Below are 16,946 nucleotides of genomic sequence, written 5' to 3'. Positions count from 1 at the left end.
TGTGATGGAGCATCATAATGACAACAACGCACGAGGCGGTGAAAACCCGCCACAAGGAGACATCCCTTATTTTCCCGGTTCTGGCGCTGGCGGTGCTGCTTTTCTGGGGAGATTCGCAGTCACTACCAGCGGTTATCGGCATTAATTTATTAGCACTGGTTGGTATCTTATCCAGCGCGTTTAGCGTGGTGCGCCACGCCGACGTGCTTGCCCATCGGCTTGGTGAGCCCTATGGTTCACTGATCCTCAGCCTGTCGGTGGTTATCCTCGAAGTCAGTCTGATTTCCGCATTGATGGCAACGGGCGACGCCGCGCCGACGCTAATGCGTGACACGCTCTATTCCATCATCATGATTGTTACCGGCGGTCTGGTGGGCTTTTCGCTGTTGCTGGGCGGGCGCAAGTTCGCCACGCAATATATGAATCTGTTTGGTATTAAACAGTATCTTATCGCCCTGTTTCCGCTGGCGATTATTGTGCTGGTTTTCCCGATGGCGCTGCCACAGGGCAATTTTACGACGGGTCAGTCGCTGCTGGTGGCGTTGATCTCGGCTGCCATGTACGGCGTGTTTTTGCTTATTCAGACCAAAACGCACCAGAGCTTGTTCGTGTATGAACATGAAGACGAAAGCGATGATGACGATCCGCACCACGGCAAACCGTCCGCGCACGGAAATCTGTGGCACACGCTGTGGCTGATTATCCATCTGGTTGCGGTCATTGCCGTGACGAAGATGAATGCGACGCCGCTTGAAGCGCTGCTGACAGAAATGAATGCGCCGGTGGCATTTACCGGTTTCCTGGTAGCGCTGCTGATCCTCTCGCCGGAAGGGTTAGGTGCGTTAAAAGCGGTGCTGAACAATCAGGTACAGCGCGCAATGAACCTGTTCTTTGGCTCGGTGCTGGCAACGATTTCCCTCACCGTCCCGGTGGTGACCTTAATTGCGTGGCTAACCGGTAATGACCTGGTGTTCGGCCTTGGCGCGCCGGAAATGATAGTTATGGTCGCCTCGCTGCTACTGTGCCAGATATCGTTCTCTACCGGGCGTACCAATGTGCTTAATGGCGCGGCGCACCTGGCGCTATTCGCAGCGTATCTGATGACGATATTTGCCTGACAGGCAGAAATAAAAAACCCCGCACTCGCGGGGTTTTTTTGCTTACTCGGTATCGAGTTCGTCGAAGCTTTTCACCAGATCGTCAATCGCTTTGATCTGTTTTAAGAACGGCTCCAGCTTATCCAGCGGCAGCGCGGACGGGCCGTCACACTTGGCGTTGTCCGGATCCGGGTGCGCTTCAATAAACAGCCCAGCCAGGCCTGTTGCCATCCCGGCGCGCGCCAGTTCGGTTACCTGAGCACGACGACCGCCAGATGCCGCGCCGAACGGGTCGCGGCACTGCAACGCGTGGGTGACATCGAAAATCACCGGCGAGTTATTGGAAACTTTCTTCATCACGCCGAAGCCCAGCATGTCGACCACCAGGTTGTCATAACCGAAGTTCGCACCGCGATCGCACAGGATCACTTTATCGTTGCCGCCTTCGTGGAATTTATCCACGATGTTGCCCATCTGGCCTGGGCTTACAAACTGCGGTTTTTTCACGTTGATGACCGCGCCTGTTTTCGCCATCGCTTCTACCAGATCGGTCTGGCGCGCGAGGAAGGCAGGAAGCTGGATCACATCCACCACATCAGCCACCGGCTGCGCCTGCGACGCTTCGTGCACGTCGGTGATCACTTTCACGCCAAAAGTCTGTTTCAGTTCCTGGAAGATTTTCATCCCCTCTTCCAGGCCCGGTCCACGGTAGGACTTGATGGAAGAACGGTTGGCTTTATCAAAAGAGGCTTTGAACACGTACGGGATGCCCAGTTTCTGGGTCACGGTGACGTAGTGTTCGCAAATGCGCATTGCCAAATCGCGGGATTCCAGCACGTTCATACCGCCAAACAGTACAAACGGCAGGTCGTTCGCGACGTTAATGTCGCCAATGCTGACCACTTTTTGTTTCATAAAATCGCCTTATCGAGTGTGAATCGGAACAAATCTTTAATGCAGGGTAATCTGCTTGTGCGCAATCGAATTGATTTGCGCGCGGATCATTTCGCTTATCGGATCCTCAGGACACTGCTCTACAAAGTAGTTCAAATCATTCAGCGCCACATGGTCGCAATCCAGCTGCGCGTAAATCAGACCGCGATCGCGGATCTCATACGGATCTTCGGGATTGAACTGCAACAGCGCTTCACTGGCGCGCAATGCCAGTTCCATCTGCTGCTCTTCCATCAGCGCCGACTTCAATGTATCCAGCAGTTTGCGGATCACTTCGGCATTGTCGGCTTCATCAAGATCTTCATTAAACAGCTCGGCAACAGGGCTGATATTGCCTTTCAGCCACACTTCCAGCGTGTGTTCATCCAGCGTGTCGCCGTTAAAGGGGTTAATCAGCCACATTTCGCCATCCAGCCATTCGGCGCGCAAAATAAGCTGAGTCGGGAAAATCACCGGCGTCAGCGGAATATCCAGTTGACCGGCGACCCACAATAAAATCGCGCCCAGTGATACCGCGCTGCCCTGACGGTTTTGCAGCACTTTATCCAGCCATAGCGCGTCAGATAGACGGTACACGCCACGCGTATCTTTAAAACCCCATTCGCCGTAAAACAGCTCAACGAGTTTTTCCAGTTGCCAGTCCTGAGGCTTTGCCTGACCTATCTCCTCACGAGCCAGACTGAGCAACCGCTCCAGTTCGTCTTGCACATATTGCGAAGGAAAGTCATCGCGAATCAGCTCGGAAACAAGGATCATCCCGTCGCATAACGGCGCTTTGTTAAATTCGAAATCAGCTAACGATCTCATGTCTTACCCCAGTATCGGTACTTTTGTGGCGGCGAGTTTAATGATGATGTACAGCACCACCAGCCCCAGCAAAAAGGCGATAAAACCGGTTTGCTGGCTGCGCGGGCGATGTCGCCCCAGCGCAATAAAACCCAAAACGATGTAGATGATAACGCCAAACAGCTTTTCAGTCAGCCATGCGCCTTTAACCGTAAATGGCAAATAGCCTGTTACCCACATCAACCCGGCGCCGCTCAGCAGCAGCACGGTATCCACCGTGTGCGGCACTACCCGCACCCAGCGGGCGTTAATACGCGGATCGCCCGACCAACGCCACCAGTAACGTAAAACGAACAGGCTAATGGTGAGTGCAACAGAGGTCAAATGCAATGTAATCAGCACGTTAAAAACGTTCATTGCCTGTTACTCCTGCAACGGCCATTGTCCCAGCGTCAGGCGTTCGTTATCACCATAATCCCGGCACGTTGCGACGTGCTGCCAGCCGTAATGTGCGAAGATAGCGCGAACATCTGCCCCCTGTTGCCAGCCATGTTCCAGCAGCAGCCAGCCGCCGGGCAACACATGCTGGCGGGCATCATCAATAATGGTCTGTAAATCTGCCAGCCCGTTGTCGGCCGCCACCAGCGCACTGAGCGGTTCAAAACGCACATCGCCCTGCGCAAGATGCGGATCATGCTCATCAATGTAAGGCGGATTGCTGACAATCATGGCAAATTGCTGTCCGTCAAGCGCGCTGAACCAGCGGCTTTGCAGGATCTCAATATTGGTGATGTTCAGATGTTCGGCGTTGCGTTGTGCCAGCGCCACCGCATCCTGAATCAGATCGACAGCCGTGACGTTGCAGTCCGGGCGTTCGCTCGCCAGCGCCAGCGCAATGGCGCCAGTGCCGGTGCCTAAATCGAGAATGCGACACGGTGAGGAAGGAAGACGCGCCAGCGCCTGTTCTACCAGGCACTCGGTATCAGGCCGTGGAATAAGGGTTACCGGAGAGACAAACAGCGGCAATGACCAGAACTCGCGAACGCCAATCAGATGCGCTACCGGCTCGCCATTCACACGACGAGCCAGTAATGTCGCCAGCTGTTGCAATTGCCCGGCTTCAAGCAAAGTTTCGCCAAACGCGAGAATAAATGTGCGCGATTTGCCAGTAACAAAACCCAGCAGGATCTCCGCATCGCGGCGCGGGCTTTCACTCGCGGCCAGCTCATTTATCGCCTGACGCAACCACTGTTGATAATCCATTATTCCTGCTCGGAGAGCGCCGCCAGCTGGTCGGCCTGATATTCCTGCACAATCGGCTCGATCAGCATATCCAGCTTGCCTTCCATCACTTCGTCGAGGCGGTAAAGGGTGACGTTGATACGGTGATCGGTCACACGGCCCTGCGGGAAGTTATAGGTGCGGTTACGATCGCTGCGATCGCCGCTGCCCAGCAGGTTACGGCGGGTTGAGGCTTCTGCCTGCTGGCGTTTCGCGGCTTCCGCCGCGTGGATGCGCGCACCGAGCACTGACAAGGCTTTCGCTTTGTTTTTATGCTGCGAACGTTCATCCTGGCACTCGACCACAATCCCGGTCGGCAGGTGGGTAATACGGATCGCGGAATCCGTGGTGTTAACGTGCTGACCGCCCGCGCCGGAAGAGCGGAAGGTATCAATACGCAGATCGGCCGGGTTGATATCCGGCATTTCGGCTTCCGGCAGCTCCGGCATCACGGCCACGGTGCAAGCAGAAGTATGAATACGACCCTGCGATTCGGTTGCCGGAACGCGCTGAACGCGATGACCGCCGGATTCAAATTTCAGACGACCGTAAACGCCCTCGCCGCTGATTTTGGCGATCACTTCTTTAAAGCCACCGTGTTCACCTTCGTTAGCACTCATGATCTCGACGCGCCAGCGGCGGGATTCGGCATAACGGCTGTACATACGGAACAAATCACCGGCAAACAGCGCGGCTTCGTCGCCACCGGTTCCGGCGCGCACTTCGACAAACGCGTTGCGCTCATCATCGGGATCTTTTGGCAGCAGCAACAGTTGCAACTGCTGTTCAAGCTGTTCGCTTTTTTCTTTCGCGTCGCGCAGTTCATCCTGCGCCATGTCGCGCATTTCCGGGTCATCGAGCATCATCTGCGCGGTTTCGATATCTTCCTGAACCTGTTGCCAGTCAGTAAAACAGCGCGACACATCGCTCAGTTGTGCGTATTCACGTGACAACGCACGGAATTTATCCTGGTCGGCGATGGTTTGCGCGTCACCGAGCAGCGCCTGAACTTCTTCATGGCGCTCATGCAGGGCTTCCAGTTTGGCAACGATAGAAGGCTTCATAGGCGTAAATGCACCTTTTAATAATAAGAGAGTGTTGTGCTAATCCAGCCCGAGGCTGTTGCGCAGAATATGCAGGCGCTCATCATCCCCGTCACGGGCGGCCTGCTGAAGAGATTTGGTTGGGGCGTGGATAAGGCGGTTGGTCAGTTTCCACGCCAGGTCTTGCATGATAGCTTGCGGATCGCCGCCCTGCTCAAGCGCGGCAAGCGCTTTGGCGGTCAGTTCATCGCGCGCCGTTTCAGACTGGCTGCGGTATTCGCGAATGGTCTCGCTGGCGCTTTGCGCACGCAGCCAGGCCATAAATTCACTGGTTTCCTGGGCGACGATAGTTTCCGCCTGCACCGCAGCGGCTTTACGCTGCGCCAGGTTGTGCTGAATAATGCTTTGCAGATCGTCGACGCTATAAAGATAAGCGTTCGCCACTTTGCCCACTTCCGGCTCGACATCGCGCGGCACGGCAATATCCACCAGCAAAACAGGCTGATTACGCCGCGCTTTCATTGCGCGCTCCATCATCCCTTTACCAATAATCGGCAGCGGGCTGGCGGTGGAGCTGATCACGATATCAGCGTCTTTCAGACGCTCATCAATGTCGCTTAACGAGATGACTTCCGCACCGACTTCATCCGCCAGCACCTGCGCGCGTTCACGCGTACGGTTGGCGATGATCATTTTCTGCACTTTATGCTCGCGCAGGTGGCGCGCAACCAGTTCAATAGTTTCGCCCGCGCCCACTAACAGCACGGTGACCGACGCCAGGGATTCGAAGATTTGACGCGCCAGCGTACAGGCAGCGAAAGCGACCGATACTGCACTGGCACCAATATCGGTTTCCGTGCGCACACGCTTGGCAACGGAGAATGATTTCTGGAACATGCGTTCCAGATCGCTGGCGTTATCATGCCCGCGCTGTGAATCGGCAAACGCCTTTTTCACCTGGCCCAAGATTTGCGGCTCGCCGAGGACCAGCGAATCCAGCCCGCTCGCCACGCGCATTAAATGGCTGACGGCGTCGTTATCCTGGTGCCAGTAGAGACTCTGGCGCACTTCGTCTTCACGCAAATGGTGATAATCACACAGCCAGCGCACCAGCGCTTCTTGCAGGTTATCCCGCTCTTCAACACTCAGATAGAGCTCGGTACGGTTGCAGGTTGACAGCACCACACCGCCTTGCACCATCGGCTGCGACAGCAGGCTTTCTAAAGCCTGGTCAAGCGTTTCCGGCGAAAATGCAATGCGTTCTCGCAACGAAACGGGAGCCGTTTTGTGATTGATGCCAAGAGCTAAAAGGGTCATGAGCGCGGGAATAGTACCAACGTTGATAAGGTTAGACTGTACGCATCATACAGGATGAGTGAGGTCAATAAAAGAGACACTACCCTTTCGGAGTAATTGGTAATTTAATGATTTAAGACAACTTGAACGTAGACGCTGTTTCAGAGCGGCGCTAGCATTAAGCGTAATACTGCAACCTCGCAAGGATTTCCCCTCGTTATGACTCTGCCAGACTTTCGCTTTATTCGCCTGCTGCCGCTGGCAAGCCTCGTGTTAACCGCCTGTACGCTCAATGCGCCAAAAGGGCCAGGACAAAGCCCGGATTCGCCGCAGTGGCGCGAACACCAGCAACAGGTGCGCAGCTTAAATCAGTATCAAACGCGCGGCGCGTTCGCTTATATCTCTGACGAGCAAAAAGTGTATGCCCGCTTCTTCTGGCAGCAAACCGGTCAGGATCGCTATCGTCTGTTGCTGACCAACCCGCTGGGCAGCACTGAACTGGAACTGAACGCCCAGCCGGGTAACGTGCAACTGGTGGACAACAAAGGCAAACGTTATACCGCCGATGATGCCGAAGAGATGATTGGCAAACTGACCGGCATGCCAATTCCGCTTAACAGCCTGCGCCAGTGGATCCTTGGTCTGCCAGGCGATGCCACCGATTATAAACTCGATGCGCAATATCGTCTGAGCGAGCTGAACTACACCCAGGGCGGCAAAAGCTGGAAAGTGGTATATGGCGGATATGACAACAGCCAGCCTGCTCTGCCAGCCAACATGGAGCTGAGTGACGGCAAACAGCGCATCAAGCTGAAGATGGACAACTGGATTGCCAAATGACAACGTGGCCCGCTCCGGCGAAACTCAACCTGTTTTTATACATTACCGGCCAGCGCGCCGATGGCTACCATACGCTGCAAACCCTGTTTCAGTTTCTCGATTATGGCGACACGCTGACCATTGAACCGCGCAGCGATGGAGAGATCCGCCTGCTGACACCAGTCGAAGGCGTGCCAGACGAAGAGAACCTGATTGTACGCGCCGCACGTCTGCTCATGCAGCGCGCGGCGCAAAGCGGTCGTCTGCCTGCGGGTAGCGGCGCAGAGATCGCTATCGACAAACGTCTGCCAATGGGTGGCGGGCTCGGCGGCGGGTCGTCGAATGCAGCTACCGTGCTGGTCGCCCTCAACCACCTGTGGGGCTGCAAACTGAGCGTTGATGAGTTAGCTGAACTCGGTCTGCAACTCGGTGCCGATGTACCGGTGTTTGTCCGCGGTCACGCAGCTTTCGCCGAAGGGGTTGGCGAAATCCTTACGCCAGTCAATCCGCCGGAAAAATGGTATCTGGTCGCGCACCCTGGCGTCAGTATTCCCACGCCGGTGATTTTCAAGGATCCGGAGCTACCGAGAAATACGCCGCAAAGGTCAATTGATACGTTATTAAAATGTGAATTCGGCAACGATTGCGAGGTTATCGCAAGAAAACGTTTTCGCGAGGTTGATGCCGCGCTTTCCTGGCTGTTAGAATACGCGCCGTCGCGCCTGACTGGCACAGGAGCCTGTGTCTTTTCCGAATTTGACACCGAATCCGCCGCTCGTCAGGTGCTTGAGCAAGCCCCGGAATGGCTGCACGGTTTTGTCGCGCGAGGCGTCAACCTCTCGCCGCTAGCGCAGACCATCGCCGGGCAAGCTGAGCTCCGGTGACAACGTCACACCTGTTCCAGACGTTGCATCGCGCTCTTTAATACACCGCATGGATAGAATTCAGCCCTGACCGCACATTTTGGCCGATTCTATCCACCACTGGACGCATGCCTGAGGTTCTTCTCGTGCCTGATATGAAGCTTTTTGCTGGTAACGCTACCCCGGAACTAGCACAACGTATTGCCAACCGCCTGTACACTTCTCTCGGCGACGCCGCCGTAGGTCGCTTTAGCGACGGCGAAGTCAGCGTACAAATCAATGAAAATGTACGCGGTGGTGATATTTTCATCATCCAGTCCACTTGTGCCCCTACCAACGACAACCTGATGGAATTGGTTGTCATGGTCGATGCCCTGCGCCGTGCTTCCGCAGGTCGTATCACCGCGGTCATTCCTTACTTTGGCTATGCCCGTCAGGACCGCCGCGTGCGCTCCGCCCGTGTACCGATTACCGCAAAAGTGGTTGCCGATTTCCTCTCTAGCGTCGGCGTTGACCGCGTACTGACCGTTGACCTGCATGCTGAACAGATTCAGGGCTTCTTCGATGTACCGGTAGATAACGTATTCGGTAGCCCAATCCTGCTTGAAGATATGCTGCAACTGAATCTGGACAACCCGATTGTGGTTTCCCCGGATATCGGTGGCGTCGTTCGCGCCCGTGCGATTGCCAAGCTGCTAAACGATACCGATATGGCAATCATTGATAAACGCCGTCCGCGCGCTAACGTCTCCCAGGTGATGCACATCATCGGTGATGTGGCAAACCGTGATTGCGTCCTGGTTGACGACATGATCGATACCGGCGGTACGCTGTGCAAAGCCGCGGAAGCGCTGAAAGAGCGTGGTGCGAAACGCGTGTTCGCCTATGCCACTCACCCGATTTTCTCCGGTAATGCGGTAAATAACCTGCGCAACTCTGTGATCGACGAAGTGGTTGTCTGCGACACCATTCCGCTGAGCGATGAGATCAAAGCGCTGCCGAACGTACGTACGCTGACGCTGTCTGGCATGCTGGCTGAAGCTATCCGTCGTATCAGCAACGAAGAATCAATTTCGGCTATGTTCGAACATTAATCGTTGCTGTATAAAAAAACCCGCTCAGGCGGGTTTTTTTAGCTTTAAATATTATTTGTATGATTTATTAATTAGTTATCGAATGATTTTCAGGGGACGCAAGATCATTGTGAACAGATTGTTCTCACCTCATGTCATGCCTTTTCGCGCGCTAATCGACGCGTGCTGGAAAGAAAAATACACCACCGCCCGTTTCACCCGGGATGTGATTGCCGGCATAACGGTAGGTATCATTGCTATCCCGCTGGCGATGGCGCTGGCAATCGGCAGCGGCGTGGCGCCGCAATACGGGCTTTATACGTCAGCGGTTGCCGGGATTGTTATCGCCCTGAGCGGCGGTTCGCGCTACAGCGTTTCCGGCCCGACGGCCGCCTTCGTGGTTATTCTGTATCCGGTTTCGCAGCAGTTTGGTCTGTCGGGCCTGCTGGTGGCGACGCTGATGTCCGGCGTGTTTCTGATCCTCTTCGGGCTGGCGCGCTTTGGTCGCTTGATTGAATACATTCCCCTTTCCGTGACGCTCGGTTTCACCTCCGGGATCGGCATTACCATTGCCACCATGCAGATAAAAGATTTCCTCGGTCTGCAAATGCCGCACGTACCGGAACACTATTTGCAAAAAGTCGGCGCGCTGGTGATGGCGCTGCCCACGCTCAATCCGGGTGATGCGGCGATTGGTATTGTCACCCTTGCCACGCTGGTGCTGTGGCCGCGCCTGCGTTTACGTCTGCCGGGGCATCTGCCCGCGCTGCTGGCGGGCTGCGCGGTGATGCTGGTGGTCAATCTGCTCGGCGGTCATGTCGCGACCATTGGTTCGCAATTTCACTACGTGCTGGCGGATGGTTCTCAGGGCAACGGTATTCCGCAACTTCTGCCGCAACTGGTGCTGCCGTGGGATCTGCCCGGTTCTGAATTTACCCTGAGCTGGGATTCGCTGCGCGCGTTGCTGCCTGCGGCATTTTCTATGGCCATGCTCGGTGCTATCGAATCACTGCTGTGCGCTGTCGTGCTGGATGGTATGACCGGCACCAAACACAAAGCCAACAGCGAGCTGATTGGCCAGGGGCTGGGTAATATTGCTGCACCGTTCTTCGGCGGGATCACGGCAACCGCAGCAATTGCCCGCTCAGCAGCCAACGTCCGCGCCGGTGCCACGTCGCCAATCTCGGCGGTGGTCCACTCGCTGTTAGTGATCATGGCGCTGCTGGCGCTGGCTCCCCTGCTCTCCTGGCTGCCGCTGTCTGCCATGGCGGCGCTGCTGTTGATGGTGGCCTGGAACATGAGTGAAGCGCACAAAGTGATTGACCTGCTGCGCCGCGCACCGGTGGATGACATTGTGGTGATGCTGATTTGTATGTCACTGACGGTGCTGTTCGATATGGTGATCGCCATCAGCGTAGGGATTGTGCTCGCCTCGCTGCTGTTTATGCGGCGTATCGCGCGGATGACTCGCCTGGCCGCAGTGAACGTCAGCGTACCGGATGATGTGCTGGTGCTGCGCGTGATAGGCCCGCTGTTCTTTGCTGCCGCAGAAAGTGTGTTCAGCGATCTGGAAACCCGTATCGCCGGGAAGCGCATTGTGGTGCTGAAATGGGATGCGGTGCCGGTGCTGGATGCCGGCGGGCTGGATGCTTTCCGTCGCTTCGTCAACCGCCTGCCGGAAGGCACGGAGCTGCGCGTCAGCAATCTTGAGTTCCAGCCGTTGCGTACGATGGCGCGCGCGGGTATACAGCCAATCCCTGGCCGTCTGTCGTTCTTCCCTAACCGTGACGCGGCCTTAGCCGACCTGTCATCATGATGCGCGACGCCGCATCATGACTTCGATCGCCCGTTGTAGCCATTGCAGCACCTCGGGCGTCATCCACGTCCCTTTCATCAGATGCGGCTCCTGCTGCATCGCACTGCGGAATTTTTGCTGCGTCTGCGGATCGGTTCCGGCGTAAGACTGAAACAGTTCCAGCCAGCTAGCAGCCAGCCCCTGCGCCTCGTCAGCCCCTGGATCTAACGCCTGACGTTGCGCGAGATGCAGTTTCGCCACCAGCGGCGGCCACTCCATCATGCGGTCAAAATAGTGCGCACGGGTAAACGCCATCTCTTGTGGAGACAAATAACGCTGCCAGATGGCGAGCTTACTTTCCGCGAAACTACGGGTAATAAAATCGACCGCTTCCTGCGTAATGCCCGTTTGCTCACGCATTTGGGGTTCCACGCGGTGCATCTCATTTAAGCGGGTCAGAAACTCCGGTTTGTTGGCGGTATCCTGCTCCAGCCGCGTCATCCAGCGGGTTGCCAGCGCCATTGCGCGCGGATCATCCACCGGGCACTTCTGTGCTAAAAGGGTTTGTACTTCGCCCACCATTTGCGCCCAGAACCGCTCGCGCGCCGCATCGCGTGAGGCAAAGGGTAATTCCTGTAACTCTTGCGGACTAAACCAACGATCGTACATTTTCATTAACTCCAGGGTCTGTAGCCAGGACTCCAGATCGGGCTCCACACCGCTGGCGAGACCATCACGCAGCGCCGCAAGCTGTGTGCGCAGGGTAACAATATTGCGCATTTGCTTGTCGAGTAGCATGATTTGGTCATCCAGTAATTCCGCCAGCGGGCGCGTTTCCCGCGCCAGATAATCCCCGATTGCCGCCAGTTCCATACCCGCTTTCGCCAGCGCCTGAATCATATGCAGGCGTTTGACATCCGCGAGCGCATAAAGCCGGTATCCGGCGGCGCTTCGGGCAGAAGGCAACAGCAAACCGATTTGCTCGTAGTGGTGCAACGTACGCACACTGATCCCCGCACGTCGCGCTAACTCCCCCACCTGAATCAACATAGCTGCTCCTTTCTCGCCCACAGACTGGACTATCGGGCCTCACGTTACGTGAGGGTCAAGAAAAAAGCCAAAAAAAACGGCTCCCGCAGGAACCGTTATCGAAACTGACTTTTTAACTATGATGTTGCCGGTCCCTGCGGCAGCGTTTGTCATAATGACGCACCCACCAGTACTTATCGCACACCTGCTCATGACCACTTACGCGGGCGCCAGCGAGCCAGAGAACGGCGCCGAGGAAGATGCTCAGCACAGCGCCATGGGCAAAAAACTGCGGCAGGTTAAGTTGCGGCAACTGGTTTAAAATGGAATAACCAACGCCGACAACCATCACGACCAACCCCAACCCCATAAGCACATTACCGAGCAACGAAGCGTTTTTGCGTTTCATCTGTCACCTCCGGAACGACGGGTTGGATGGGATAACCCCAATCCTTGTGCGTAAAGTATAGACAACCCCCCTTTTAGCGGTTGCGGGCACGATCACAATTACACATCTCTGACTAACACAAATTTACAAATAACCCACTGAACTACATGAAATTCGAATGGTTCAGGTGAGCAATCATTATCATTTTTCGCGTTTCGCCGGGAGAATTTTGTCTTCGCGTCCCGCACAACGTAAACTACGCGCCGGAGATTGATCTGGTCAGGAATAAAAAGTGACGATTAAACTGATTGTCGGGCTGGCGAACCCCGGCGCTGAATATGCCGCGACGCGCCATAACGCGGGCGCCTGGTATGTGGATTTATTGGCGGATCGCGCGCGCGCGCCGCTGCGTGACGAGCCGAAGTTTTTCGGTTACACCTCGCGCATCAATCTGGCAGGCGAAGATGTGCGGCTGCTGGTTCCCACGACGTTTATGAACCTGAGCGGTAAAGCGGTCGCGGCCATGGCGACGTTTTACCGCATCAACCCGGACGAAATCCTTGTCGCCCACGATGAGCTGGATCTGCCGCCTGGCGTGGCGAAATTTAAGCTGGGTGGAGGTCACGGTGGCCACAATGGCCTGAAAGATATCATCAGTAAACTGGGCAATAACCCCAATTTTCACCGTTTACGCGTTGGAATTGGTCATCCGGGTGATAAAAACAAGGTTGTTGGTTTTGTACTGGGCAAACCGCCGGTTTCCGAGCAAAAGCTGATTGACGAAGCCGTAGACGAAGCGGCGCGTTGTACCGAGATCTGGCTGAAAGAGGGTTTAACCAAAGCCACCAATCGCCTGCACGCCTTTAAGGCGCAGTAAGCGGGTTGCGGCGGCATTTTTGCCGCGCGTTACAGCGGTTACGTGTATAATAGCCAAAGTTATTCACTTTTCTACAATCTGTTTTTCGCAACAGGTTGATTATCAAGATATTAAGGTAATTACATCATGGGATTCAAATGCGGTATCGTTGGCCTGCCCAACGTAGGTAAATCCACCCTGTTCAATGCGCTCACCAAAGCAGGTATTGAAGCGGCTAACTTCCCGTTCTGTACTATTGAGCCGAACACCGGTGTCGTACCGATGCCCGATCCGCGTCTGGATAAACTCGCGGAAATCGTCAAACCGCAGCGCATTCTGCCGACCACCATGGAATTCGTCGACATCGCTGGTCTGGTAAAAGGCGCGTCCAAAGGCGAAGGTCTGGGCAACCAGTTTTTGACCAACATTCGCGAAACGGAAGCCATCGGCCACGTAGTGCGCTGTTTTGAGAACGACAATATCATTCACGTGGCGGGTAAAGTGAACCCGGCGGAAGATATCGACGTTATCAACACCGAACTGGCGCTTTCCGACCTGGATACCTGCGAACGCGCTATCCATCGTGTGTCCAAAAAAGCGAAAGGCGGCGATAAAGACGCGAAAGTTGAGCTGGCCGCGCTGGAAAAATGCCTGCCGCAGCTGGAAAACGCCGGTATGCTGCGCGCGCTGGATCTGAGCAAAGAAGAGAAAGAAGCTATTCGTTACCTGAGCTTCCTGACGCTGAAGCCGACCATGTATATCGCTAACGTGAACGAAGACGGTTTCGAAAATAACCCGTACCTCGACCAGGTTCGCGCGATTGCGGAAAAAGAGGGTTCTGTCGTGGTGCCGGTTTGCGCGGCAGTCGAAGCGGATATCGCCGAGCTGGACGATGAAGAACGTGACGAGTTCATGGCCGAACTGGGTCTGGAAGAGCCGGGGCTGAACCGCGTGATCCGCGCAGGTTACTCCCTGCTGAACCTGCAAACTTACTTCACCGCCGGTGTGAAAGAAGTGCGTGCATGGACCATCCCGGTTGGCGCAACCGCGCCGCAGGCGGCGGGTAAAATCCATACCGACTTTGAAAAAGGCTTTATTCGCGCGCAGACCATCGCGTATGAAGATTTCATCGCGTACAAAGGCGAGCAAGGTGCGAAAGAAGCCGGCAAGATGCGTGCAGAAGGCAAAGAGTACATCGTGAAAGATGGCGATGTGATGAACTTCCTGTTCAACGTCTAAATAAAATGTATTGTCTCAGGAGGTGTCAGAACATCTCATGAAGCTCACAAAACCCTCTAAAATCCACGCACTTGCGTGGATTTTTTTATTCCACATTGTCTCATGTAATCTCATGGAAGCGCAGTCTAAAATGAGTACATAGGTGAGTACAATAACGGTATAAGAAATAGTCAAGGATCCGTTATGCTCACTGATACGCAATGCCGCACTGCCAGGCCAAAAGAAAAACTCTATCGACTCAATGACTTTAATGGTCTCTACCTCGAAGTGAAACCCAATGGCAAAAAGGCATGGCGCTATCGATTTAAACTCAACGGAAAATCAAGCATGTTTGCGTTGGGTGAGTACCCAGCGATAAAGCTCGCCGAAGCTCGCGAGAAATGCGAGCAAGCGCGTAAGCAAGTCGCAGATGGAGTTAGCCCGACACAGGCTCGTCAGTTAGATAAGATCCGCAAGGTCAATGACGCTTCTAACACCTTTGAGCTGATCGCCAAAGAGTGGTTGCAGATGAAAGACTGGGCCGAAATTACCAAAACACGCCGACTAGATATGCTTGAACGTGTGGTTTTCCCCGCAATCGGTAAGCTCCCTGTCAGAGAGATCACCCCACACCACATTCTTAAAATTCTTCAGGAAACCGCTAAACGCGGCGCTCCGACTGTTGCTGCTGAAGCCCGACGTACCATTTCATCGGTTTTCGAGTTGGCAGTGGCAACGCTTAGAGCTGACAGCGATCCTGTCTGGCCTGTACGCAAGGCGCTTCCGGCGAATAAGACACAGCATAAACAGGCATTGAACCCACAGCAAATAGGGAAGCTATTAAGCTGTTTTGATAACAGTCGCGGCTCATATCAGGTTAACTATTGCATGTGGCTAATGTGGTGGACGCTGGCGCGGCCAGCCGAAGTCACCGAAGCTGAATGGGCAGAATTCGATCTCGATAATGCACTATGGACCATTCCGACTACGCGCATGAAAGCCCGTAGAGAACATGTTATTCCCCTTCACTCCCAAGCCGTCAACATGCTCAGAACGCTACAGGGATTAACCGGGCATCGACAGCATCTCTTTCCGGGCCGTGATAACCCGCGTGGCCCGATGACATCACACTCGCTGCGTCAGCTACTTAAAAGCCTCGGCTGGAGCGGAACTTATAGTCCACATGCAACCAGAACTACAAGAAGTACCCGTTTAAACGAGATGGGCTATCGGCCTGATGCTATCGAAGCTCAGCTTGCGCACGCTGATACCAACAATGTTCGCCGCACTTACAACCATGCGACGTATCTTGATGAGCGTAAAGTGATGATGCAGGAATGGGCTGATAAGCTTGATGGATGGGTAAGCAGCACTGACATCAGTGTTGATGTTTCATAAACGCTGATGCATTGGTATTTTATTATTGATTAACATAGATATTTATTGAAATTCAATTAAAACCTACAATTTAACCTATAGTATATGCAAACAGTGCATACGAGATGCCCATAGTTTTCGGGATCTTTATTCATGGCGCATCGCCAGATACTTACATGCCCTATAAGAACCCCCTTCCCACTTAATGCCCTACAAAAAGCCTTTCTGTGTACAACATGTAAGCTCTACGAACGTCTACTGTGTGCCAAAAGCGGACCTCTCTCTTTGCATCATCACTGGACGTTACTGTCAATCTGTTCATCTGCCGCTATCAGGGCTAATAGGTTTAGGTGCTGACTGGGTTAGGGCATTGCTGTTAAAATAGGTTAACCCAAATTCCATATTGAGCTGAATTTCAACCCTGATTAGTTCAGCCAGTTTCTACGTTTTTTTGCTCTATTAAGAATGTGCTCATCAACATATGTCATTATATAACCATCAAGGCCAATATTGGATGTATATCCATATGGTTTATTTCTATCAGACCATTCAATAGTTTCTCGCTGAAGTTTCTCCCTCTTTGCCGGTGAGATATACTTCCAGTAACAATTATTTATTATTTCGTTCCATTGTTCCAGCGGAACATTTACTTTCTTTTTATCTTCGACAATCGTATTAAGGTTATAATATCTGGTTTCCTTTTCGAATTCCGATAGCATTGCCAATATTAACTCCTGCTCATCGTTGAACTTCCATTCTTTTGTCGTGGCAGTTGTACTTCTCAGCAATAGCTACAGCTGTCTCGTGCAAGGCTTTTATATCATGACTGCGGTGGGTGAGGTTCAGTCCTCTGCAATAGGGGTGCTTTATCTCAAGGTTCCTGAGTATTCTTAGCGCCTGAGCATTGCCCTCGTAGCCGCCAAAATCCTTAGCTAAAATGAATTGCCACGGGTTTAACAGACACCCCGGAGTCATTTAAGATGGCTTAAAGAGAGGTGCCCATGAGCGATAAGCGTTATCCCGAAGAGTTTAAAATTGAAGCAGTCAAACAGGTTGTTGATCGTGGTTATT

Annotated in this window: 17 protein-coding genes; 8 read left to right on the top strand and 9 right to left on the bottom strand. The window is 53.9% G+C overall.

What is annotated here, in order from left to right; genetic code table 11:
* Positions 1 to 17 precede the first annotated feature (17 nt).
* Positions 18 to 1,118: a sodium-potassium/proton antiporter ChaA gene (gene chaA / locus BN2591_RS02125; RefSeq protein WP_086868616.1), complete on the top strand. Its 1,101-nt coding sequence runs from the start codon at positions 18 to 20 to the stop codon at positions 1,116 to 1,118.
* A 42-nt stretch (positions 1,119 to 1,160) separates the two neighbouring features.
* Here the strand turns inward: chaA and kdsA are convergent, their stop codons facing one another.
* Genes kdsA through hemA form a run of 6 tightly spaced genes read right to left on the bottom strand, consistent with a single transcriptional unit; the run spans position 1,161 to position 6,478 of the window.
* The gene (kdsA, locus tag BN2591_RS02120) at positions 1,161 to 2,012 is read right to left on the bottom strand and encodes a 3-deoxy-8-phosphooctulonate synthase (RefSeq protein ID WP_016495811.1); all 852 of its coding nucleotides are present in this window, start codon (positions 2,010 to 2,012) and stop codon (positions 1,161 to 1,163) included.
* 36 nt (positions 2,013 to 2,048) lie between these two features.
* Complete coding sequence (gene sirB1, locus BN2591_RS02115; protein ID WP_016495810.1) at positions 2,049 to 2,858, bottom strand: invasion regulator SirB1; 810 nt, start codon at positions 2,856 to 2,858, stop codon at positions 2,049 to 2,051.
* Between the two features lie 3 nt (positions 2,859 to 2,861).
* A complete protein-coding gene (sirB2, locus tag BN2591_RS02110) occupies positions 2,862 to 3,254 on the bottom strand; it encodes an invasion regulator SirB2 (RefSeq protein WP_086868614.1) in 393 nt (130 codons plus the stop codon).
* Between the two features lie 6 nt (positions 3,255 to 3,260).
* Positions 3,261 to 4,100, bottom strand: a complete 840-nt coding sequence (gene prmC, locus BN2591_RS02105) for a peptide chain release factor N(5)-glutamine methyltransferase (protein WP_086868612.1) — start codon at positions 4,098 to 4,100, stop codon at positions 3,261 to 3,263.
* The gene (prfA, locus tag BN2591_RS02100) at positions 4,100 to 5,182 is read right to left on the bottom strand and encodes a peptide chain release factor 1 (RefSeq protein ID WP_086868610.1); all 1,083 of its coding nucleotides are present in this window, start codon (positions 5,180 to 5,182) and stop codon (positions 4,100 to 4,102) included. Before prfA ends, prmC begins: the two co-directional genes overlap by 1 nt.
* Positions 5,183 to 5,221: 39 nt before the next feature.
* Positions 5,222 to 6,478, bottom strand: a complete 1,257-nt coding sequence (gene hemA, locus BN2591_RS02095) for a glutamyl-tRNA reductase (protein WP_086868608.1) — start codon at positions 6,476 to 6,478, stop codon at positions 5,222 to 5,224.
* 198 nt (positions 6,479 to 6,676) lie between these two features.
* Here hemA and lolB point away from each other — a divergent pair, with 198 nt between their 5' ends.
* From lolB to dauA, 4 genes are all read left to right on the top strand, one after another.
* Positions 6,677 to 7,297 (top strand): lipoprotein insertase outer membrane protein LolB, encoded by a 621-nt coding sequence (gene lolB / locus BN2591_RS02090; RefSeq protein WP_086868606.1) that lies wholly within the window; start codon positions 6,677 to 6,679, stop codon positions 7,295 to 7,297.
* Positions 7,294 to 8,160: a 4-(cytidine 5'-diphospho)-2-C-methyl-D-erythritol kinase gene (ispE, locus tag BN2591_RS02085; protein WP_086868604.1), complete on the top strand. Its 867-nt coding sequence runs from the start codon at positions 7,294 to 7,296 to the stop codon at positions 8,158 to 8,160. Before lolB ends, ispE begins: the two co-directional genes overlap by 4 nt.
* Before the next feature lie 125 nt (positions 8,161 to 8,285).
* Positions 8,286 to 9,233 (top strand): ribose-phosphate diphosphokinase, encoded by a 948-nt coding sequence (prs, locus tag BN2591_RS02080; protein WP_017457137.1) that lies wholly within the window; start codon positions 8,286 to 8,288, stop codon positions 9,231 to 9,233.
* Positions 9,234 to 9,342: 109 nt separating this feature from the next.
* Complete coding sequence (gene dauA, locus BN2591_RS02075; protein ID WP_086868603.1) at positions 9,343 to 11,028, top strand: C4-dicarboxylic acid transporter DauA; 1,686 nt, start codon at positions 9,343 to 9,345, stop codon at positions 11,026 to 11,028.
* On the opposite strand, the gene BN2591_RS02070 is transcribed toward dauA, so the two are convergent.
* Together BN2591_RS02070 and ychH are read right to left on the bottom strand one after the other, a co-directional pair.
* A complete protein-coding gene (locus BN2591_RS02070; RefSeq protein ID WP_086868601.1) occupies positions 11,023 to 12,057 on the bottom strand; it encodes a MerR family transcriptional regulator in 1,035 nt (344 codons plus the stop codon). The two genes, dauA and BN2591_RS02070, sit on opposite strands and share 6 nt — an antisense overlap.
* A gap of 112 nt (positions 12,058 to 12,169) precedes the next feature.
* Entirely contained in the window at positions 12,170 to 12,445 is a 276-nt protein-coding gene (gene ychH, locus BN2591_RS02065) for a stress-induced protein YchH (protein ID WP_016495800.1), read from the bottom strand.
* A 271-nt stretch (positions 12,446 to 12,716) separates the two neighbouring features.
* Between ychH and pth the strand changes: the two genes are divergently transcribed.
* The 3 genes from pth (at position 12,717) to BN2591_RS02050 (ending at position 15,896) form a co-directional block, all read left to right on the top strand.
* Positions 12,717 to 13,301, top strand: coding sequence for an aminoacyl-tRNA hydrolase (gene pth, locus BN2591_RS02060; protein WP_086868600.1), 585 nt, complete (start codon positions 12,717 to 12,719; stop codon positions 13,299 to 13,301).
* A gap of 126 nt (positions 13,302 to 13,427) precedes the next feature.
* Positions 13,428 to 14,519 carry a redox-regulated ATPase YchF gene (ychF, locus tag BN2591_RS02055; protein WP_086868599.1) on the top strand — a complete coding sequence of 364 codons (1,092 nt, stop codon included), beginning with the start codon at positions 13,428 to 13,430 and terminating at the stop codon, positions 14,517 to 14,519.
* A gap of 183 nt (positions 14,520 to 14,702) precedes the next feature.
* The gene (locus tag BN2591_RS02050) at positions 14,703 to 15,896 is read left to right on the top strand and encodes a tyrosine-type recombinase/integrase (RefSeq protein WP_086868597.1); all 1,194 of its coding nucleotides are present in this window, start codon (positions 14,703 to 14,705) and stop codon (positions 15,894 to 15,896) included.
* Between the two features lie 404 nt (positions 15,897 to 16,300).
* On the opposite strand, the gene BN2591_RS02045 is transcribed toward BN2591_RS02050, so the two are convergent.
* Positions 16,301 to 16,600 (bottom strand): hypothetical protein, encoded by a 300-nt coding sequence (locus tag BN2591_RS02045; protein WP_143468231.1) that lies wholly within the window; start codon positions 16,598 to 16,600, stop codon positions 16,301 to 16,303.
* Positions 16,601 to 16,946 lie beyond the last annotated feature (346 nt).

Source organism: Kosakonia pseudosacchari, assembly GCF_900184035.1.
Lineage (GTDB): Bacteria > Pseudomonadota > Gammaproteobacteria > Enterobacterales > Enterobacteriaceae > Kosakonia > Kosakonia pseudosacchari.
This window is presented reverse-complemented; position numbering and strand designations above follow the sequence as displayed.